This is a genomic window from Methylosinus sp. C49 (assembly GCF_009936375.1).
Classification (GTDB): domain Bacteria; phylum Pseudomonadota; class Alphaproteobacteria; order Rhizobiales; family Beijerinckiaceae; genus Methylosinus.
In genome coordinates, this window is the sequence record NZ_AP022332.1 from 1,566,410 (window position 1) to 1,586,503 (window position 20,094).

The 20,094-nt window shown below is 65.9% G+C and carries 23 protein-coding genes; 16 read left to right on the forward strand and 7 right to left on the reverse strand.

Annotated elements, in window-relative coordinates; translation table 11 throughout:
• Positions 1-8: 8 nt before the first annotated feature.
• Complete coding sequence (locus GYH34_RS07445) at positions 9-1,064, reverse strand: NAD(P)-dependent alcohol dehydrogenase (RefSeq protein ID WP_161913020.1); 1,056 nt, start codon at positions 1,062-1,064, stop codon at positions 9-11.
• A gap of 300 nt (positions 1,065-1,364) precedes the next feature.
• Between GYH34_RS07445 and GYH34_RS07450 the strand changes: the two genes are divergently transcribed.
• Positions 1,365-1,649 (forward strand): HigA family addiction module antitoxin, encoded by a 285-nt coding sequence (locus GYH34_RS07450; protein WP_161913022.1) that lies wholly within the window; start codon positions 1,365-1,367, stop codon positions 1,647-1,649.
• Positions 1,650-1,666: 17 nt separating this feature from the next.
• Positions 1,667-2,233: a GNAT family N-acetyltransferase gene (locus GYH34_RS07455; RefSeq protein WP_161913023.1), complete on the forward strand. Its 567-nt coding sequence runs from the start codon at positions 1,667-1,669 to the stop codon at positions 2,231-2,233.
• Between the two features lie 29 nt (positions 2,234-2,262).
• On the opposite strand, the gene dgcA is transcribed toward GYH34_RS07455, so the two are convergent.
• Positions 2,263-3,246 carry an N-acetyl-D-Glu racemase DgcA gene (dgcA, locus tag GYH34_RS07460; RefSeq protein ID WP_161913024.1) on the reverse strand — a complete coding sequence of 328 codons (984 nt, stop codon included), beginning with the start codon at positions 3,244-3,246 and terminating at the stop codon, positions 2,263-2,265.
• Between the two features lie 136 nt (positions 3,247-3,382).
• Here dgcA and GYH34_RS07465 point away from each other — a divergent pair, with 136 nt between their 5' ends.
• From GYH34_RS07465 to GYH34_RS07500, 8 genes are all read left to right on the forward strand, one after another.
• On the forward strand, positions 3,383-4,528 hold the full coding sequence (locus tag GYH34_RS07465) for an ABC transporter permease (protein WP_161913025.1): 1,146 nt from the start codon (positions 3,383-3,385) through the stop codon (positions 4,526-4,528).
• A 4-nt stretch (positions 4,529-4,532) separates the two neighbouring features.
• Positions 4,533-5,372, forward strand: coding sequence for an ATP-binding cassette domain-containing protein (locus tag GYH34_RS07470; RefSeq protein WP_161913027.1), 840 nt, complete (start codon positions 4,533-4,535; stop codon positions 5,370-5,372).
• A gap of 5 nt (positions 5,373-5,377) precedes the next feature.
• Entirely contained in the window at positions 5,378-6,262 is an 885-nt protein-coding gene (locus GYH34_RS07475; protein WP_161913029.1) for an MlaD family protein, read from the forward strand.
• 98 nt (positions 6,263-6,360) lie between these two features.
• Positions 6,361-6,945 carry an ABC-type transport auxiliary lipoprotein family protein gene (locus tag GYH34_RS07480; protein ID WP_161913030.1) on the forward strand — a complete coding sequence of 195 codons (585 nt, stop codon included), beginning with the start codon at positions 6,361-6,363 and terminating at the stop codon, positions 6,943-6,945.
• A gap of 187 nt (positions 6,946-7,132) precedes the next feature.
• The gene (locus tag GYH34_RS07485; RefSeq protein WP_024879018.1) at positions 7,133-7,522 is read left to right on the forward strand and encodes a 2Fe-2S iron-sulfur cluster-binding protein; all 390 of its coding nucleotides are present in this window, start codon (positions 7,133-7,135) and stop codon (positions 7,520-7,522) included.
• A 272-nt stretch (positions 7,523-7,794) separates the two neighbouring features.
• Positions 7,795-8,829, forward strand: coding sequence for an NAD(P)/FAD-dependent oxidoreductase (locus tag GYH34_RS07490; protein ID WP_161913031.1), 1,035 nt, complete (start codon positions 7,795-7,797; stop codon positions 8,827-8,829).
• A 42-nt stretch (positions 8,830-8,871) separates the two neighbouring features.
• Entirely contained in the window at positions 8,872-9,534 is a 663-nt protein-coding gene (locus tag GYH34_RS07495; RefSeq protein ID WP_161913032.1) for an O-methyltransferase, read from the forward strand.
• A 16-nt stretch (positions 9,535-9,550) separates the two neighbouring features.
• Positions 9,551-10,423: a hypothetical protein gene (locus tag GYH34_RS07500; protein ID WP_161913033.1), complete on the forward strand. Its 873-nt coding sequence runs from the start codon at positions 9,551-9,553 to the stop codon at positions 10,421-10,423.
• Positions 10,424-10,497: 74 nt separating this feature from the next.
• Here GYH34_RS07500 and GYH34_RS07505 read toward each other — a convergent pair whose 3' ends face one another.
• Both GYH34_RS07505 and GYH34_RS07510 read right to left on the reverse strand, forming a co-directional pair.
• Positions 10,498-10,881 carry a hypothetical protein gene (locus tag GYH34_RS07505; RefSeq protein ID WP_161913034.1) on the reverse strand — a complete coding sequence of 128 codons (384 nt, stop codon included), beginning with the start codon at positions 10,879-10,881 and terminating at the stop codon, positions 10,498-10,500.
• Between the two features lie 163 nt (positions 10,882-11,044).
• The gene (locus tag GYH34_RS07510) at positions 11,045-11,434 is read right to left on the reverse strand and encodes a hypothetical protein (protein ID WP_161913035.1); all 390 of its coding nucleotides are present in this window, start codon (positions 11,432-11,434) and stop codon (positions 11,045-11,047) included.
• Positions 11,435-11,635: 201 nt separating this feature from the next.
• On the opposite strand from GYH34_RS07510, the gene GYH34_RS07515 reads away from it, so the two are divergent.
• From GYH34_RS07515 to GYH34_RS07535, 5 genes are all read left to right on the forward strand, one after another.
• Complete coding sequence (locus tag GYH34_RS07515) at positions 11,636-12,277, forward strand: helix-turn-helix transcriptional regulator (RefSeq protein ID WP_161913036.1); 642 nt, start codon at positions 11,636-11,638, stop codon at positions 12,275-12,277.
• Positions 12,278-12,322: 45 nt separating this feature from the next.
• On the forward strand, positions 12,323-12,634 hold the full coding sequence (locus GYH34_RS07520) for a hypothetical protein (RefSeq protein ID WP_161913037.1): 312 nt from the start codon (positions 12,323-12,325) through the stop codon (positions 12,632-12,634).
• A gap of 128 nt (positions 12,635-12,762) precedes the next feature.
• On the forward strand, positions 12,763-13,548 hold the full coding sequence (locus tag GYH34_RS07525) for a 3-hydroxybutyrate dehydrogenase (protein ID WP_161913038.1): 786 nt from the start codon (positions 12,763-12,765) through the stop codon (positions 13,546-13,548).
• Complete coding sequence (locus GYH34_RS07530; RefSeq protein WP_161913039.1) at positions 13,545-14,558, forward strand: patatin-like phospholipase family protein; 1,014 nt, start codon at positions 13,545-13,547, stop codon at positions 14,556-14,558. Before GYH34_RS07525 ends, GYH34_RS07530 begins: the two co-directional genes overlap by 4 nt.
• Positions 14,559-14,821: 263 nt before the next feature.
• Positions 14,822-15,874 (forward strand): hypothetical protein, encoded by a 1,053-nt coding sequence (locus tag GYH34_RS07535; protein WP_161913040.1) that lies wholly within the window; start codon positions 14,822-14,824, stop codon positions 15,872-15,874.
• Between the two features lie 20 nt (positions 15,875-15,894).
• Here GYH34_RS07535 and GYH34_RS07540 read toward each other — a convergent pair whose 3' ends face one another.
• Both GYH34_RS07540 and GYH34_RS07545 read right to left on the reverse strand, forming a co-directional pair.
• Positions 15,895-18,024 (reverse strand): EAL domain-containing protein, encoded by a 2,130-nt coding sequence (locus GYH34_RS07540; protein WP_161913041.1) that lies wholly within the window; start codon positions 18,022-18,024, stop codon positions 15,895-15,897.
• Positions 18,025-18,106: 82 nt separating this feature from the next.
• On the reverse strand, positions 18,107-18,364 hold the full coding sequence (locus GYH34_RS07545; protein WP_161913042.1) for a hypothetical protein: 258 nt from the start codon (positions 18,362-18,364) through the stop codon (positions 18,107-18,109).
• A gap of 96 nt (positions 18,365-18,460) precedes the next feature.
• Between GYH34_RS07545 and GYH34_RS07550 the strand changes: the two genes are divergently transcribed.
• On the forward strand, positions 18,461-19,285 hold the full coding sequence (locus GYH34_RS07550) for a LysR family transcriptional regulator (protein ID WP_161913043.1): 825 nt from the start codon (positions 18,461-18,463) through the stop codon (positions 19,283-19,285).
• A 6-nt stretch (positions 19,286-19,291) separates the two neighbouring features.
• Here GYH34_RS07550 and GYH34_RS07555 read toward each other — a convergent pair whose 3' ends face one another.
• Complete coding sequence (locus tag GYH34_RS07555; protein ID WP_161913044.1) at positions 19,292-20,035, reverse strand: acetoacetate decarboxylase; 744 nt, start codon at positions 20,033-20,035, stop codon at positions 19,292-19,294.
• Positions 20,036-20,094: the final 59 nt, after the last annotated feature.

The following is a 20,094-nucleotide window of genomic DNA, read 5'->3' on the forward strand; positions in this document are numbered from 1 at the left end:
CGTGAGGCTCACGCGGCTTTCAGCGACGCCATATCGATGACGAAGCGATACTTCACATCGCTCTTCACCATGCGGGCGTAAGCCGTCTCGATCTCCTGCATGGCGATCGTCTCTATATCGGCGACAATGCCCTTCTCGGCGCAGAAATCGAGCATTTCCTGCGTTTCCTTTATGCCGCCGATCAGCGAGCCGGCGATCTGCCGCCGCTTGAAGATCAGCCCGCCCGCCGATGGCGAGGGATGCGGCGTCTCCGGCACGCCCACGAGAGTCAGCACGCCATCGCGCTTCAGCAGAGTCACATAGGCGTCGAGATCGTGAGAGACGGCGACCGTGTCGAGGATGAAATCGAGGCTGCCGGCGCGCGCCGCCATGGCCTCCGCGTCCCTCGAGACCACGACCTCATCGGCGCCGAGCGCGAGTGCGGCCTCGCGCTTGCCCGGCGAGGTGGTGAAGGCGACGACATGCGCGCCGAGCGCATGGGCGAGCTTCACGCCCATATGGCCGAGCCCGCCAATGCCGACGATTCCGATCTTTTTGCCCGGCCCGGCGCCCCAATGCTTCAGCGGCGACCAGGTGGTGATGCCGGCGCAGAGCAGCGGCGCGACGGCGGCGAGCTGCGCCTCGTCATGGCGAATGGCGAGCACGAAATGCTCATCGACGACGATGGCTGTCGAATAGCCGCCGAAAGTGTTCTCGCCGGAGCCGTCGAGCGCGCCATTGTAGGTGGCGACAAAGCCATGCTCGCAATATTGCTCGAGCCCGTCGTCGCAGGAGAAGCAGCGGCGGCAGCTGTCGACCATGCAGCCGACGGCGGCGATGTCTCCCACTTTGAACCGTGTCGCCTCCGCGCCGACGGCGGTCACGCGGCCGACGATCTCATGGCCCGGCACGCAAGGGTAGCGCGTGCCCGGCCATTCGCTGCGCGCGGTGTGCAGATCGGAATGGCAGACGCCGCAAAAGAGAATGTCGATCGCGACATCCTTCGGCCCCGGCGCGCGGCGCTCGATGGAGAAGGGCGCGAAAGGCGCCGTGGCGGATTGGACCGCATAGGCCTTGGTGGGCATGGGTGGGCCTCGGGATTTTCGAAGGGGGGACTCGCCTCGGGCGGAGGCGGTTTCCAATAGCATGTTTCGAGGATCGGGTCGAAGGTGCGGAAGGGCGATCCCCCTCGCCCTCACGCTGAGGAGGCGGCGAAGCCAGCGTCTCGAAGCGCGAGGGACCAGGGGCGGCGCTGCCGGCTTCCTCGTCCTTCGAGACGCCCGCTTCGCGGGCTCCTCAGCGTGAGGAAACCTTTGACCGGCGCCGCGGAACGGGTGGACAAGAGATGTCGATTTCATCGACTATCACTGATGAAGGCGCGGGCGATGATGAAAAATCCTGCCCATCCCGGTGGGCTCATCCGAGACAATATAGAGGAGCTGGGCCTGAGCGTCGCCGAGGCGGCGAAGGGGCTCGGCGTGACGCGGCAGCAGCTCTATCGTCTCATCAACGGGCGTCACGGGCTCACGCCGGAAATGGCGCTGCGGCTCGAGCAGGCTTTCGGCGGATCGGCCGACGCCTGGATGCGGATGCAGATCGCCTATGATCTCGCGCGGGCGCGGGCGCGGGCGAGCGTTTCCATTGCGCGACTCGCGCCGAAGGTGGCGTGAGTTTCGGGAATGCGATCATGGAAGCGCCGATTTTGATTACTGAGCGGCTTCGCCTTCGCGCTTGGCGGGATTCCGATCGGGAACCCTTTGCGGCGCTCAACGCCGATCTTCGCGTTATGAAGCACTTCTCTCGGCCGCTCGACCGCGCGCAGAGCGACGCATTCGCCGATCGCGCGCAAGCGAAGCTCGTCAAAAGCGGGTTCGGCTTATGGGCGGTCGAAGCGCCTGGCGTCGCGCCGTTTCTCGGATTCGTCGGATTGGCCGAGCCGGCCTTCGTCGCGCATTTCACCCCGTGCGTGGAGATCGGATGGCGGCTCGCGCGCCAGCACTGGGGACAGGGCTATGCGACCGAGGCCGCGAGAGCCGTGCTCGATCACGCTTTCCGTGTTCTCGGTTTGTCGGAAGTCGTGTCATTCACGGCGCAGGGCAATCAGCGCTCGCGTCGTGTCATGGAGCGGCTCGGGATGAGTTACGAAGCGAGCGACGATTTCGACTATCCGAATTTTCCAGTAGGGCACGAGTCGAGGCGGCACGTTCTCTATCGTATCAAAAGCGCTGGGGAGTCGGTTCTTCGGTCTCCGTGACAAGATTGCGGGCGACGAATGTCGCCCTCTCACCCCCAAAGCTCCCTCTCCGGCGGATACACCAGCGACCCCTCGTAGCGCAGTCCCGGCTCGCGGTCCTTCGCCAGCAGCAGCGGTCCGTCGAGATCGACGAATTCCGCGCCCTGCGCCACGATCAGCGCCGGGGCCATGGCCAGCGAGGTTCCGACCATGCAGCCGGCCATGATCGAGAAGCCGAGCCGCCGCGCCTCGGCGGCGAGCGCCAGCGCCTCGGTGAGGCCGCCGGTCTTGTCCAGCTTTATGTTCACCGCATCATAGCGACCGGCCAGAGCGGCGAGGCCGATGCGGTCATGCGCGCTCTCATCGGCGCAGATCGGCACGGGGCGGGGGAGGCGCGTGAGCGCTTCATCGGCGCCCGCCGGCAGCGGCTGCTCGATCAGCTTTACGCCGGCCTTCGCGCAAGCTTCGCTATTGGCCGCAAAGTTTTCTTCGCGCCACGCCTCGTTGGCGTCCACGATCAGCGCCGAATCGGGAGCGCCGGCGCGCACGGCCGCAATGCGCTCGGCGTCGCCATCGCCGGCGAGCTTCACCTTCAGCAGCGGGCGATGCGCGGCCTTGGCCGCGGCCTCGCGCATTTCCTCCGGCGTTCCGACCGAGATCGTAAAAGCGGTGACGAGCGGCTCCATTCGCTCGAGCCCGGCGAGCCGATAGGCGGAAACGCCGGTGCGCTTCGCCTCCAAATCCCAGAGCGCGCAATCGGCGGCGTTGCGGGCGGCGCCCGGCGGCAGCAGGGCGGCGAGCGCGTTGCGATCGGCGCCAGCCTCCAGCAGATCGCGCACGCTCTCCAGCTGATCGACGACGCTCTCCACGCTCTCGCCATAGCGGGCGTAGGGCACGCATTCGCCGTGGCCGACGGCGTCGCCGTCGGCGAGTCGCGCCACGACGACGACGGCCTCGGTCTTGGCGCCGCGCGAGATGACGAATCGCCCGGCGATGGGGAAACGTTCGACGGAAATGGTCAGTTGGACGCCCATAGCGATTTTTCCAGTTGAAACAGAGAGACTAGGCGCGTCGCGGCCAGGCTCGCGCTCGACTCTGGCTGCGGCGGAAGTTAAGACGCTGCGGGGCGCGGAGAAAGGGAGCCGCCGGCCCATAGGGCCGAAAATAGGCATGGCCACGGACCTCGACCATACGGCCCGTCTCTCGTCGCGACGCGAGGGCGAGGCCGCGCGCTTCACATTGGGCGGCGAATGGGTGCTCGCCGATTCCGCCGCCCTGGAGAAGGACGCCGCCGGCATGGCCGCCGCCGCCCGCGGCTCGGCTCGCGCTATCGTCGATCTCGCGCAAATCGTCCGGCTCGACACCGCCGGCGCCTGGATCATCGGCCGCGCGATGGACGAGCTCGCCCATGCCGGGGTCTCCGTCTCGCTGGAGGGCGCGCGGCCGGAGCACACGATTTTGCTGCAGGAGACGAAGTTTCGTCCCTTCGAGGCGCCGTCGCGCTGCCGTCGCTTCCTCATCGTCGATATTCTCGCCGATCTCGGCCGCTCCGTCGTTTCGGCGGCGCAGGACGCTTACAGCGGCGTGGGCTTTCTCGGCGAGTTCGTCGTCGCCTCGGCCGTCTCGCTGCTGGCGGCGGGGCGCTTTCGCTTCACCTCGCTCGTCTATCATATGGAGAGCTTCGGCTTTCGCAGCCTGCCGATCATCGCGCTCATCAATCTGCTCGTCGGCGCCATTGTCGCGCAGCAGGGCATATTCCAGCTGCGCCGCTTCGGCGCCGGCGCCTATGCGGTCGATCTCATCGGCATATTGGTGCTGCGCGAGCTCGGCGTGCTGCTCACCTCCATCATGATCGCCGGCCGCTCCGGCTCCGCTATCACCGCCGAGCTCGGCTCGATGAAGATGCGCGAGGAGGTCGACGCTCTGCGCGTCATGGGCCTCTCGCCGGTCGAGGTGCTGGTGACGCCGCGCGTCTTGGCGCTGGTTCTGTCGCTGCCGCTGCTCACCTTCATCGCCGATATGTCGGCGCTGTTCGGCGGCCTGCTGGTGTGCTGGGTCTATGAGGGCATCAGCCCGGCGGCCTATCTCTCGCTGCTGCAGGCGGCGATCGGCCGCAACACTTTCATCGTCGGCCTCATAAAGGCGCCATTCATGGCGCTGGTCATCGGCATGGTGGCCGCCATGGAGGGCATGGCGACCAGAGGCTCGGCCGAATCGCTCGGCCGCCACGTCACGGCTTCAGTGGTGAAGGCGATCTTCATGGTCATCGTGCTCGACGGCTTCTTCGCCATCTTCTTCGCCTCGATCAAATATTAGCCCGATGACCGACCTCGCCTCGCCGACGATCGAAAAGCCCGCCGCGACGCGCGAGACGGTCATTCGCGTGCGCGATCTCTTCGTCGCCTTCGGGCAGACGACGGTGATGCGCGGCCTCGATCTCGATGTCTATCGCGGCGAGGTGCTGGGCTTCGTCGGCGGCTCGGGGCAGGGCAAATCGGTGCTGATGCGCACCATTCTCGGCCTCGTCGACAAGCGCTCCGGCCTCATAGAGCTGTTCGGGCGGGATCGCGACAAGCTCTCCGCCGCTGAGCGCCGGCGCGTCGAGCGGCGCTGGGGCGTGCTGTTTCAGAACGGCGCGCTGTTCTCCAGCCTCACCGTGCGGCAGAATATTCAAATGCCCATGCGCGAGACCGGGCATATTTCGGCGCGGCTGATGGACGAGCTGGCGATGCTGAAGCTCGAGCTTGTCGGCCTGCCCGCGAGCGCGGCGGACAAATTTCCGGCTGAATTATCGGGCGGCATGATCAAGCGCGCCGCGCTCGCCCGCGCGCTCGCGCTCGACCCGGAGCTGGTCTTTCTCGACGAGCCGACCTCCGGTCTCGATCCCATCGGCGCTGCGGAATTCGACGAGCTGATCGCCACTCTGCAACATACGCTCGGATTGACCGTCTTCATGGTGACGCATGATCTCGACAGCCTCTATTCCATCTGCGACCGCATCGCCGCGCTCGCCGAGGGAAAGGTGATCGCCGCCGGGCCGATGGAGGAGATGCTCGCCTGCGAGCATCCTTGGCTGAAGGCTTATTTCCACGGCGTGCGCGGATCGCGCCTCGCCGGCGCGCTCGACGCGCGCAAGACGAATATGCGAGGACGAGAGTAGGCCCCATGGAAACCCGCGCCAATTTCGCCCTCATCGGCGCTTTCGCCCTCGCCGTGGTGTTCGCGGCCTTCGGCTTCGTCTTCTGGTTCTCGGGAGCGAGCCAGACGGCGCAATACAAGACCTATGAGGTGCATTTCTACGGCTCGGTCAGCGGCCTGCTGCGCGGCGGCGACGTGCGTTTCAACGGGCTGAAGGTGGGCGAGGTGACGCAGCTCGCCATTTCCGATCAAGACCCTAGCCGCGTCGACGTGCTGGTCAGCATAGACCGCAAGACGCCGGTGAAGACCAACACGCGCGCGCGTCTCGAGCAGGCCGGCTTCACCGGCGTCTCCTATGTGTCGCTCACCGGCGGCACGCCGGGCGCGGAGGAGCTGCGCGCCAGGGCGGGCGAGACCTATCCCGTCATAGAGGGCGAGCGCTCCGAGTTTCAGAATATTCTCGAGAATGTGCAGAAGCTCTCGTCCACCGCCACGGAGGTTCTCGAGCGAGTGGGCAAATTGCTCGACGCCAATTCGCAGACCATCACGGACACGCTGCGAAACACCGAGAAATTCACCAAGGCGCTGGCCGATAATTCCGGCGGGATCGATTCTTTCATCCATGACATGTCGGAGATCAGCGCCTCGATGAAGCCGCTGCCGGCGCGCATCGACAAGCTTCTCGTCGCGATCGACCCCAAGAAGCTCAACAGCATCGCGACCGACATCGCCGGCGCCTCGGCCAATTTGAAAAACTTCTCCGGCGGCGGATTGAAGCAATACGAGCAGCTCGCCGTCGACGCCCGTAAGACGCTGGAGACGGTGGAGCGGGCCGTGCGCTCGCTGGAGAAGAACCCGCAGCAGGTGATCTTCGGCGCGAGCCCGTCTCTGCCCGAATATCGCGGCAAGTAGAGGCGTTGCTCTTTGATGGCCTGCGACGTTCGAGTAAGCTTGGAATCACTGTGGAAAGCGACGCGGCGTCGCGCGCGATCAGCGGGAAGGATGGATCCATGACGCCGTCGAGAGCGTCGCTCTCCCTCATTCTGCTCGCCGCTCTGGCGCTCGCGGCTTGCGGCGGCGCGCCGCAGCGCGAGAGCTTCGATCTCGGCGGCCCCGGCGATGTGGGGCGCACGCTGGCGCGGCCCTTGCGCGGCACGCTCGCCGTCGCCGAGCCGCAGGCGGTGCAGCCCATCGACTCCGATCGCATCGTCGTGCGCACTGGGCCGAACGAGGTCGCCAATCTCGCCGAGGCGCAATGGGTGGACCGGCTGCCGCGGCTCGTGCAGGCGCGGCTCATCGCGGGCTTCGACATCGGCCGCCGCGCCGGCTCCGTCGTGCGCGCCGGAATGATCGCGGACCATGTGCTCTCGACCGAGATTCGACGTTTCGAGATCGATGTGACGACCTCCGAGGCGGTGGTCGAGATCGCCGCCAGAATGCTCGATTCGCGCGGCGCGCCGATGGGGCAGGGACGCGTCTTCTCGAGCCGCGCGCCGGCGCCCCATTCCACCGGCGCTGCGGCGACGCAGGCGCTGGACGAGGCGCTGACCGCGACCGTCGGCCAGATCGTGCGTTGGACGGCGGCGCAAGTCTGAGCCGGCGCCCGCGACATGAGGCCGTCGCGGGCTCGAGGAAAGACTAGCGCGTCCGCCCTACCGATGATAACTGATCGCGCGATAGGACGAGCGTCGGGCCGAAGCTTCGGGCGAGGGACTTCGGCGGCCCGCCGAATTTGCGCCAGCGGCAGGCGCGCCGACACGTCAACGGAAGAGACAGAGCACCATGGTGAAGACCAGCCTCTACGACCAAGCGAACCGCTATGGCGCCGAGCCCGGCGGCGGCGCTCCGACCAAGGCGAAGATCACTTTCGTCGATTCGCATGGTCAGGCCCGCACGGTCGAAGGCGAGACGGGCTCCACGGTCATGGAGACGGCGCGCCGCAACGACATTCCCGAGATTCCGGCCGAATGCGGCGGCGCCTGCGCCTGCGCCACCTGCCATGTCTATGTGGACGAGGCCTGGGTCGAGAAAGCCGGCAAGCCGTCGCAGATGGAAGAGGACATGCTGGACTTCGCCTTCGACGTGAAGCCCAATTCGCGCCTCAGCTGCCAGATCACCGTGCGGCCGGAGCTCGACGGCCTCGTGGTGACGACGCCTTCCCAGCAGGGGTGAGGGCTCCGAAGCCGCCGAATTCGACGGACGAGAACGCCGCCCCGCGCGGCGTTTTTTTTCGTGTTCGTTTCGACCTCCCGAAGACATTTGCATGACGGCGCGGATGCTATAGACCATGGCCGTGAAGGGATCGGGTTTCGGCCGGGTTGGCCGGCCCGTTTCGATGGCGGCGGCCATGGTCGATCGAAGCGCGCTCGGCGCATTTCGGTCCGACGCCGAGTCGCCCCGCCCTCGCGAAATTTCGTTTTTTAGAACGCGGCGAAGGATGGACAATGAGTGAGACAATCGAGACCGACGCGCTGATCGTCGGGGCCGGCCCGGCCGGTCTGTTCGCGGTTTTCGAATTGGGCCTTCTCGATATTCGGGCTCATGTCATCGATATTCTGCCGCGCGCCGGCGGCCAATGCTCGGAACTCTATCCAGAGAAGCCGATCTACGACATTCCCGGCCATCCGCTCGTCACCGGCCAGGGCCTCACCGACAATCTGCTGGAGCAGATCAAGCCTTTCAATCCGACCTTCCATTTCAACGAGATGGTCGAGACGCTGACGCCCACGGGCACGCCCGAGCAGCCCTCCTTCGAGGTGACGACCGACGCGGGCACGAAGTTCAAGGCCAAGGTGGTTTTCGTCGCGGCGGGCGGCGGCTCCTTCCAGCCGAAAAAGCCGCCGATCGCCGGCATCGACGCTTATGAGAACAAATCCGTCTTCTATGCGGTGCGCCGCATGGAGGATTTCCGCGACCGCGACGTCGTCATCGTCGGCGGCGGCGATTCGGCGCTGGATTGGACGCTCAATCTGCAGCCCATCGCCAAGAGCCTGACGCTCGTCCATCGCCGCGACCAGTTCCGCGCCGCGCCGCATTCGGTCAATGCGCTGCAGGAGCTGATCGCCGCCAAGAAGGTGGATTTCCGTCTCGGCCAGGTCACGGCCATCGAGGGCGCCGACGGCGAGCTCTCCTCGGTGACGATCCGCGGCAATGACAATGTCGACACTGTGGTGTCCGCGCATCGCATGATGCCCTTCTTCGGCCTGACGATGAAGCTCGGCCCGGTGGCGGATTGGGGTCTCAACCTGCACGAGAATCTCGTTCCCGTGGACACGGAGAAGTTCGAGACCAATCACCCCGGCATTTTCGCCATCGGCGACATCAACACCTATCCGGGCAAGCTGAAGCTCATTCTCTGCGGCTTCCACGAGGCGGCTCTGGCCGCGCAGAAGGCGCATCGCTACATCTTCCCGGACAAGAAGCTGCTGTTCCAATACACGACGTCCTCGACCAATCTGCAGAAGAAGCTCGGCGTCTGATCGCCGAGCCTCGTCCTTTGGTCGCGCGCGGAGGAGGGGCGAATGTCATCGCAGGCTTGGGGTGAAGTCGACGCCTATATCGCCGATCGTCTCATTGGCGCCGACGCCGCTCTCGATGCGGCCCTCTCCGCCAACGCCGCCGCCGGCCTGCCGGCGATCGACGTCTCGCCGCCGCAGGGCAAGCTGCTGCATCTGCTGGCGCGCTCCATAGGGGCGAAGCGCATTCTCGAGGTGGGCGCGCTCGGCGGCTATAGCACCATATGGCTGGCGCGCGCTCTGCCCGAGGGCGGCCGGCTGGTGACTTTGGAACTCGAGCAGAAGCACGCCGATGTCGCCGCCGCCAATCTGGCGAAGGCGGGTCTCGCGAGCCGCGTCGAGATTCGCGTCGGCGCGGCGCTGGACACGCTGCCCAAGCTCGCGGCGGAGGCAGCCGGTCCCTTCGACCTCGCCTTCATCGACGCCGACAAGCCCAATAACGCCAATTACTTCGCCTGGGCGCTGGCGCTCGCGCGGCCGGGGAGCCTCATCATCGTCGACAATGTCGTGCGGGAGGGCTCTGTGCTCGCCGGGACGGACGCCAACGCCGCCGGCGCGAGAGCGCTGTTCGAGGCGATCGCCGCCGAGCCTCGCGTCACCGCGACCGCGATTCAGACGGTCGGGTCCAAGGGCTGGGACGGCTTCGCCATCGCGATCGTGAACGGCTGACGCGCGTTCCCGACGGATGCAGAAGGCGCGCCTCTACAGCGACCAGAGGGTCGGCTATTGGCGGAAGGGGATGCGCGAGCTGAATTTCGGCGATGCGCTGTCCGAGATGCTGTATCGTGCGCTGACCAAGCGCAACATGCGCGACCGACGCGCCGGACGCTACAAGCGCGACTTCGACGTCGTTCGCTTGATCGGCAGCGTCATTTCCGATCATCAGATCGAGATCGATCTCACCCATTCTCGCGCCGATCGCGCGCCGAAGATCGCCTTTTGGTGCTGCGGCAAGCGCGACCCGCATCCGCTGAACGAGGAATTGCAGCGTCATTGCGTCTTTCTGGGCGCGCGCGGACCACTCACGCGCGATGCGTTGGGCCTGCCGGCGGAGACGACGCTCGGCGATCCCGCATTGCTGCTGCCCTTGCTCTATGCGCCGCGCATCGATCCGAGCCTCGCCGACAAGGCGATCTGCGTGCCGCATTTTCTCGAGCCGAAAACGGATCGGCAACTGATCGAGGAAACCGGCGTCGATCTCGTCGTGCGGCCGAATATCGCCGCGAGCCTGGACGCCATTCGGCTGGCGATCGACCAGATCGTGAGCGCGCGCTTCGTGCTCTGCGGCGCTCTGCACGCCGCTATCCTGCGCTGCGCCTATGATCTCCCTTTCGGCTATTTCGACAGCGGCTATGTCGATGTTCCGTTCAAATGGGACGATTTCGCCGCCTCTGTCGGCGTCAGCGCGCGCTTCGCGTCGAATCTGCCGCAGGGTGAGGCCTTTTATGCGGAAGATTTCGACGGAAAAATCCGCAAGCCCGATCTTCTGGCGATTCTCGCCTGCGCGCCAATCATCGTCCCCCGCGCCCTGCGCAGCCGCGCCAAAGAGCTGAAATAAAATCAATATCCCTGAAACGCCGAGGGCGGCCTTTCGGCCGCCCCGCGTCTTGGAGTTCTGTCGGCGTCGACCGCTCAGGCGTCGGCGAGCGCCCGGTCGCGGGCTGCGGCGCCCTTTTGGACCGGCTCGCCGGCGGCGTCGAAGAAGGAGGCGTCGATCTGGCGGCCTCTCTCGTCATAGCGCCAAGCGATCTTGGCGACGCCGAGGCCCTTGCGCAGGGTCGGCTTGCCGTCGGCGTTGAAATAGGCTTCCTCGACCTTATTGCCGCGCTCGTCATAGTGTCGGGCGACACGCGCCGCGCCTATGCTCTTGCGCTTAACGGGGCGGCCGTCGGCGCCGAAATAAGTCTCCAGCACCTCGATCCGCCGGCGCGCCGGCGGATTGGACTGGTCCTGAGCGGGCGCGGCCGCAGTTCGCGCGGCGCGCCGTCCTTCACGGGGAGCAACATCATAATCCATTGTCTCGACTCGGCCTCTCGAGCGATTTTCGAGTCGATCCCCGCGCATCGTGGCGCATGCAGAATCGATCGCGAATTCGCTTTTGTCTTCTGATGGATGCGCCTTCACTCCGCCGGGGGCGAGAGCGGAAAGGCGCGCCAGCGGCGCAGCCTCGTGGCTGCGGTCAGACGGCGAGGACGGGCGGAGCGCGCGCTCCGACAGGAAGTTGGGCGAGACGTTTATGGCCGCTGGATTCGCGCAGAGGCAGGAGAATTCCCGCCTCGGGCGCGTGCGGCGGCTCGAGCTCGGCGAAGCCGCCGATGACGCCGCCGTCGAGCCCCGTGCAATGCTGGACGCAGCAGGCGTCCAGTCCGTGCGCGGGTGCGCGCGGACCCTGCGATCGCTCGTCCACCGCTTTGGCGGTGACGCAGATCGCGCTGCCGAGGGCGCTCTGTCCGGCGCGAGCGCCGATGACGAGGCCCGCGGCCAGTCCCTGCAGCACGAGCAGATAGGCGACGAGCAGCGTCGCCGCCGTCTGTCCATACTGCCGAGATTTGTCGCTCTGCTGGGTCACGATCGCTCCAAGATAGGCGGGCCTCGCGACATGGTCAATGGAGCCTCACCGGGCTGCTCTTGGAATTTGCTGAAAATGCGAGGGTTTCCGGCCAAAAAAAGTCCGCGGCGCGCTGTGCCGGCGATTTGGCTGCTGGGCAAATCTCGAATTGCGGAGCGGAGGCGACTGTTCTATTCCTAGCTATAGGAATGAGGTCCGCCAATGGCTGAGATCCTGACGCATGCGCAAATCTGGGCGGCGCTGGACGCGCTCGGCGAGCGCTACGGCCTCACCGCCTCCGGCCTCGCCCGCAAGGCCGGGCTGGACCCGACGACTTTCAACCGCTCCAAGCGGCAGACCGCCGATGGGCGGCTGCGCTGGCCCTCGACCGAATCGATCGCCAAGGTTCTGCAGGCGACCGGCGCGAGTCTGGACGAGTTCATGTCTCTGGTCATGGCCAAGGGGCAGCGGCCGCCGCGCAGCGCCCGGCCGCTGATCGGCCTCGCCCAGGCGGGCGTCGGCGGCTATTTCGACGACGCCGGCTTCGCCACCGGCACGGGCTGGGACGAGATCGACGTCTTCGCCGACGCCGACGAGCACTCCTACGCGCTCGAGATTTCCGGCGACTCCATGGCCCCGCTCTATCGCGACGGCGATATCGTCATCGTCTCGCCGGCCGCGCCCGTGCGCCGCGGCGACCGTGTGGTCGTGAAGACCACCTCCGGCGAGGTGCTCGCCAAGGAGCTGAAGCGCCAGACCGCCCGCACGGTGGAGCTGAAATCCTTCAACCCCGCCTATCCCGACCGCGTCCTGCCCAAGGAGGAGGTGAGCTGGATCGCCCGCATCCTCTGGGCGAGCCAGTAACGATAGGTGCGCCCGCCGAGCGGGATTCCTCGAAAGGCCAATTTCATGAATAAATATGTGTCCGCCACAATATTCATGCTGATGGCCGTATATCTCCTCTTATCCATGATCGGCGAGGTTTATCGCCATCATGAGGTCGAGCGATTGATCGCAGATCGGCGTCTTGTCGAATGGGGAGTGTGCTACGCGAGTATGCCGACATATTTGGCATGTGGCGTCGGCTATGCGATCTTGCCCGTCGCGATCGTCGCCGTGTCGCTCTATCGGAAATTCGATGTCGACATTCGTGTTTCCGTGTCGATGCTCGCGCTATTCGTGTCGGCGCATATGCTGGGTTTTGTCATGATGAACGACTAGGCTCCTTCACCGCGGGACCGAGCGACACGGGTGATCACGTCGTTATTTTCACGCGGTCGAGATACGCTAGATTGCCATTCGACAGGATGAGCCGCCAGCGCTCATCCTCCAGCAGCAGAGGAGCGCGAATGTCTCTCGCCAAACGCAACGCCGTCGTCACCGGCTCCACCAGCGGCATCGGCCTCGCCGTCGTCCGCGCCCTCGCCAAGGAGGGGGCCAATGTCGTCCTCAACGGTTTCGGCGACGCGGCCGAGATCGAGAAGGAGCGCGCCGCGATAGAGAAGGAATTCGGCGTCACCGCCATCTATGACGGCGCCGACATGACCAAGCCGGAAGAAATCGAGGCCATGATCCACAATGCCGAGGCGAAGCTCGGCTCGGTCGACATTCTCGTCAATAACGCCGGGATCCAATTCGTCTCGCCGATCGAGGATTTTCCGATCGAGAAATGGAATCAGATCATCGCGATCGATCTCTCCTCGGCCTTCCACACGATCCGCGCGGCGACGCCGGGCATGAAGAAGCGGCGCTGGGGCCGCATCGTCAACACCGCCTCGGCCCATTCGCTGGTCGCCTCGCCCTTCAAGGCCGCCTATGTCGCCGCCAAGCACGGCATAGCCGGGCTCAACAAGGTGGTGGCGCTGGAGCTCGCCACTTACGGCGTCACCGCCAATTGCATCTCGCCCGGCTATGTGTGGACGCCTCTGGTCGAGAAGCAGATTCCCGACACGATGAAGGCCCGCAACCTCACCCGCGAGCAGGTTATCAACGATGTGCTGCTGCAGGCGCAGCCGACCAAGGAATTCGTGACCGTCGATCAGATCGCGGCGCTGGTCCTGTTCCTGTGCTCGGACGCCGCGGCGCAGATCACCGGCTCCAATATCTCCATAGACGGCGGCTGGACTGCGGGATGACGGAGAAGAAGAAGGTCACTCTGGCCTTGCAGGGCGGAGGCGCGCATGGCGCCTTCACCTGGGGCGTGCTCGACGCTTTTCTCGAGGATGCGCGGCTGGACGTCATCGGCATCAGCGGCGCCAGCGCCGGCGCGATGAACGCCGTCGTCTATGCCGATGGATTGCGCGAGGGCGGCCCAGCGCGCGCCCGCGCGCAGCTCCAGGAGTTCTGGCGGACGGTCAGCCTCGGCGGCGAGCTCAGCAAGGCGCAGCGCGAGCTCTGCGACATGGTGTTCGGCTTCTGGGATCCGTTGAAGCTGCGCAAGACGATCGCCCACAACGCCGCCAATTATTTCTCGCCCTATGAGTTCAATCCGCTCGACATCAACCCGCTGCGCGATCTCATCGAGGGGCTCGTCGATTTTGCGGCGTTGCGCGCCACCGACGATCTGAAGCTGTTCATCTCGGCCACCAATGTGCGCACCGGCAAGGTGCGAATCTTTCGGCGGCCGGAGCTCACCATAGACATGCTGATGGCCTCCGCCTGCCTGCCCACTCTGTTCCAGGCGGTGGAGGTGGAGGGCGAGGCCTATTGGGACGGCGGCTATATGGGCAATCCGGCGCTGTTTCCGCTCTACACGGAGACCGATTGCCGCGACATTATTCTGGTGCAGATCAATCCGGTCGAGCGCGACGAGATTCCGCGCACCTCGCAAGAGATCATGGACCGGCTGAACGAGATCACCTTCAACGCCTCGCTCCTGCACGAGTTTCGCGCCATCGACTTCGTGGCCCGTCTCATCGACGCCGGACGGCTGAAGGGCACGCATTATAAGAAGGTGCTGCTGCATCTGGTCGAGGGCGGCGCGGCGATGAAGCGCTTCGGCGCCGACACCAAGCTCGACGCCGATTATGATTTCCTGCGCTCGCTGTTCGATATCGGCCGCGAGGCGGGCAAGGCGTTTCTCGACGAGCATTATGACGCCATTGGCGTCACGGGAACGGCGCAATTGAAGGAGCAGCTCGTCTGAGCGGGCCATTGCTCGCCGGTCTTTTTTGCAGAGAACCGCTCCGTGCCGCCCGCGGGCGCCGCGGCAATCGGCGGGTCGTGGCAAAGATCGGCCACATTTCTCTCTATTCCTGGTGGAGCGCGGCGAAGGCCGCAGTGGAAATTTCACGCCGATCGCGGCCTTCGCGAATATTCGCGAGGGCCGCGATCGGCGAAAATCGCGAATGATGGCGTGAGCGCCCTGGGCTTTGGACCGGCGCGCCGACGCAATCGGAGGATTGGAAGATGAACGCGCCCGCCGACGAGAAGCTCATCGCCGAGTTCGAGCAATTCAAGGAGCTGTTGCGTCACACCGGCCCGCAGCCGGTGGAGGAGGATGCGGCGCATCTTCGGCTGGATCATCCCGCCGATCCGCCGCCGGCCGCCGCCGCTTCGCCGGAGGCCGTGCGGGCGCCGAGCGAGGTCGATCGGCAGATGCGCGCGCGGCGCAGGCCGAAGGCGGAGGATTCTAAGAGCGCGCGCGGCGAGGTCCGTCGGCGTGGGCGCGGATGGCTGATCGCCGCCGCCATCGTTATTCTCGTGGTCGGCGCAGGCGCCATTGCGATGGTCTTCATGCCCGGAGATGTGGAGGACGAGCCGGTCGTCTCGTCGGCGACCCAGCGCGACTCCATCGATCCTGCCGAGCCCGCCGCCACGGACGCCGCCGAGGGGACCAGCGCCGCCGAGCCGGTCCCCGCCGCCGCGGAGGCCGCGCCCGAGACGGAGGCGCCCGCCGCCGCCGTCGATGAGCCGGCAGCCGCCGCGCCCACGCCGGCGCGCGCGCCATCGGCTCTGCCGGAGGGGGCGCTGAGCCCACCCGCCGCCGACGCCGTCCCGCTCACCACTCCGAATGCTGCGCCGATTCGCGTCATTCCGACGCCCAAGGCGCCGCCGCCGGCCGCGCCGGTCGCCGTCGAGCCCGTGGTCGCCGAGCCTCCGGCGCCGGAGCCCGTGGTCGCCGCGCCGCCGCCGGTCGCCAAGCCGCACGTCGCCAAGCCGGCGGCGCAGCCCGCCAAGCCCGCAGCTCAGGCCAAGCCGCCCGTTGCTGCTCCGGTCAAGCCCACCGCACAGGCGAAGCCCCTCAAGCCGAAGCCCGAGACCAAACCCGGGGCGGCTCCTGCCGCGGCCGCTCCCATCCCCGCGCCGGCTGCGCCCGCTCCCATGGCGGAAGCGCCGGCCGCCGCACCGCCGCCGCCCGCCCCGCCGAGAGAGCAGCCCGGCTTCATGGAGCGCGCGGTCGATACGGTCACTGGCGCGGTCGGCGATCTCGGCCGCATGGCGACCGGCGTCATTCCTTGATGGGAAAAGGCCGCGTGGGCTCAGGCCACGCGGCGATCGGCGCGTCGGCGGCGTAGCAGCTTGGAGGCGTCGCCCATGGTCATCGCCTTGCCGAAATAAAAGCCCTGGCCGATCTCGCAGCCATTCTCGGCGAGGCGTCGCAGCACCTCCACGGTCTCGACGCCCTCGGCGACCGTCGTCACGCCGAGATGCTTCAGCAGGCTCAATATGGCGTCGACGATTCTGCCCGCCTCTTCATCGTGCTGCATGGCCAGCACGAAGGAGCGATCGATCTTCACCTTGTCGAAATGAAAGGCGCGCAGATGATAGAGGCTCGAATAGCCCGCGCCGAAATCGTCGAGAGAGATGCGCACGCCTTCCGCCTGCAGCGCGGCGAGCGTCGCGCGCGCAGTGTCGACATCGTCGATGAGCGCGCTCTCGGTGATCTCGACGTCGAGACGCGAGGGCGGAAACTTCTCCTCCTCCAGCGTCGACAGCAGGCGTGAGGCGAGCAGCGGGTCTTTCAGCTGCATCGGCGAGACATTGACGGATAGTCGCACCTGCGCGCCCCATTGCAGCGCCTCGCGGCAGGCGCGCCGCACCACCGACCAGGTGAGCTCGGCGATGACGCCGATCTGCTCGGCGAGCGGAATGAAGACGTCCGGCGGGATCGATCCGAGCTTGTCGTGCGTCCAGCGCGACAGCACCTCGAAGCCATAGACATTGTTGTCGCGCAGATCGACGAGCGGCTGATAGTAAGGGCGGATGTCGCCGGCGGCGACGGCTTTCTTCAAGGCGGATTCGAGCTCGGCGCGCCGGCGCAGATCCTCGTCCATGCTCTGCTCGAAGAAGCGGAACCGGCCGCGCCCGTCGCGCTTGGCGTGATACATCGCAATATCCGCGGCGCGCAGCAGCGTGCTGACGTCGAGACCATTCTCTGGACACAGCGAGACGCCGATGCTGGCGCTGAGCTCCACGCGCCGCTCGCCGATCTCGATCGGCTCCGCTATGGCGGAGAGCGCGCGGCCGGCGACGCGCATCGCCTGATCCATATGCGTCGCCGGAGTCATCTCCATCAGAATCGCGAATTCGTCGCCGCCCAGACGCGCGACGACGTCGCTCTTGCGCGAGGCCTGGCGCAGACGCCGCGCGATCTCGCAGAGCACGGCGTCGCCGAAGCGATGGCCCTCGAGATCATTGATCGGCTTGAAACGATCGAGATCGACGAAGAGCAGCGCGCAGGCCGTGGCGCCATCCTCGACGCGCTCGATCGCGGCGTGCAGATCGGCGACCAGCATGCGTCGATTGGGCAGGCCGGTGAGCGAATCCTGACGCGCGAGAATTTGCGCATGCTCCTGCGCCGCGCGCGTCGCCTCATGCGCGCGCTCCAGCGCCTGCGCATTGGCGCGGAACACGTCGAGCGATTTCGCCATGACGCCGATCTCATCGTCGCGGCCGATCTCGGGGACCGCGACATAGCTCTTCCCCTCCGCCAACTCGGTGAGCGCGGCGGTGATCGCCGCGAGCGGGCGCGTGATCCGCTCCTTGACGCGAAACAGCAGCCATGCGGCCAAAGCGAGGGCGAGCGCCGAGGCGAGCATTGTGACCTTCAGAGCGCCTTCGGTCACGCGCGCGGCCGTCTCCGCCTCCGCATGCGCGGACCATCTGAGCTCGTCGATCGCGGCGTCGGCGGCTTCGTCGGCTACCCTATAGAGCTGGTGCAGAGCAGTGACGCCGCGCGTGGCTCGGATCGCGGCGACATCCGGCTCCTTTGCGATCCAGGCGTCATGGGCGGCGAGATAGGCGGCGAGCGCCGCGCTGAACTTGGAGAGGTCGGGACGCGGTTCCGCGCCGAACAGCGCGAAATAGTCGCGTTGAAGCTCTTCGACCACGATGCGATGCTCGGCCGCCTGCCGCTCCGCGGTGATGCGTTCTTCTTCCGTCTCCGCCAGCCCGCGATAGGTCTCCTGGATTCTGAACTCCGAAATCCGGTCGGCCAATTCGCTGAGAATGCGCGTTCCGTCGATCCATTTCGACGCGAGCGCGTCTGTCTTGGCGTCGACGACGCGCAAGCTCTGCGCGGAAAGCAGCGCCAATCCCAGAACGATCGCCAGAAAAGCGCCGATGAACAGCGCCAATTGGGCTTGCAGCGAGAAGCGAAAGCTCGTCATGGAGCGCGGCCGAGGCGGTGAATTTGTCTCATCGACAATGATAATTGTAATATGAGCGGCGTATGTCCAGTTGCGCCGGGCGCTATCGCGAGCGATCGATTGTCGCGGGGGCGGCGTCGTAGCCTTGTTCCAATAGCGCAGCCGAAGGATAGGCGCGCCGCGCTTTCGCCTGTGTCAGATAGAAGCGCTCGCCCTCGCGATAGGCCGCGTTTCCGCTCACCACCTCGAACTCGCAGAAGGCGCGCGCCTCCTGCGGCGCGGCCAGCAGCCGCACGCTGCGCGGCAGCAGCGCGAAGCCTGCGCCATCGTCCTTCTCCAATATCGTCAGCAGAGCTTGCATAATAATCGCCCCGTTCTCGTCACACTGACGCATATGGCGCGGAGCTGCGGGGCGGTCCAATTGTCAATTTCGATTCCATGATGCATTTCTCGCATCATGGAGTTGCAGTGGATCGACGATTTCCTGGCGCTCTGCCAGACGCGCAATTTCACGCGCGCGGCGCAGGCGCGCGGCACGACGCAATCCGCCTATAGCCGCCGCATGCAGCGGCTGGAGGAATGGCTCGGCGCGCCGCTGTTCGATCGCGAGCGCCGCCCGGTGACGCTGACGCCCGCGGGTGAGGAGTTTTTGGCGCGCGCGCATCGCCTGCGCGACGAAATCTACGACGCGCGCCGCGCCGTGCTCTCCGTGTCCAGCCATTTGGAGAAGGCGCTGCGCATCTATGCGACCAACACTCTGGCGGCGACCTTTCTGTCGCCGTGGTTGATAAAAAATGAATTGCGCAATTACTCCGTCGTCGTCGCCTCCGTCTCCGGCTGCGTGGAGGCGGTCAAGCGCGGCCATGGCGATCTCGCCATGATCCCCGATTTCGGCGACGCCGATCATCTCGCCGGGCTCGCGCTCGAGACTATCGGCGAGGATCGGCTGATCCTCGCGCAGCGCCGCGGCGGCGAGAAGGCCGTGGCGCTGGAGGGCGACGCTCTTATTGGACGCCTCATGGTCTATGCGCCGGGCACGCATTATGGCGCGCGCATCGCCGCCATGCTCGCCGCGCATGGAATTCGAATGCGCGATCCGCCGATCTGCGAGAGCGCGTCGGCGGAAGCGCTGCTGGCGCAGGTCGAGGCCGGGCTCGGCGCCGCCTGGATTCCCGCCATTCTCTTGCGCGGCGAGAGCGTCGCACGCTGCCCGCTCCCCGGCTATTTCGATATCGCCTATAAAATTCTTTTGGCGCGCGCGTCCGCGCGCGAAGACGCCTGAGCGCGGCTATTTCTGATCGAGATAATCGAACACGACCTCGCCCAGCGCGAGCGTGAGATCGGCGGTGAAATGCGTCGCCGAAATAATCTCCCGCACGGGCAGGCGGGCGACGTCGCAGGCGACATGCGGATGCAGCGCGAGCGCCGCCGGCGAGGCCCAGGCGCCTTTCACCACGACATCGGTCATATGATAGCGCACCAGCTCCAGCACGCGCGGCGAGCCGTCGACATGAGGAATGATCTTCAAAAGAAAATTCGGCTGCTGAATCGCCTCGGCGATCGGCGCCGTCTCCAATATGCGATGCTTATAGCCGACCGAAGCCTCGACGCAGAGGGCGGGGCCGTATTTCAGCGTGCAGAGAATGACGTCGCCGTCATGCTCGATCTTGGGCGAGGCGAGCTTTTTGGGAAAGCCCCACAGCTCGCGGCCGCCGGCGATGGGCGCGTCATCGTCGAGATACATGGCGTGGACATAAGCGCCCTTCTGCCCGTTGAAGCGCACCGGGATCACTTGTCCGCTCTCGGTATAGTCGCCGAAGCCGGTCGAATCCGGCATGCGGATGAACTCATATTTGACGATGGGCTCGTCCACCTCGAGCGGCTCTGGAACCACGGCGCGGAGCGCGTCGATGTCGGTGCGATAGGCGATGACGATGAATTCGCGATTATAGAAACGATAGGGTCCGCGCGGATAGGCGGGATTGGTCAGCGGCATCGCAAAGGCCGTCTTGCGCACCTCGTCGATCTTCATCTTCGCGGCTCCCTATCGAACATGGTCAGACAATGAGGCGAATAGATAGCGCGCTTTCG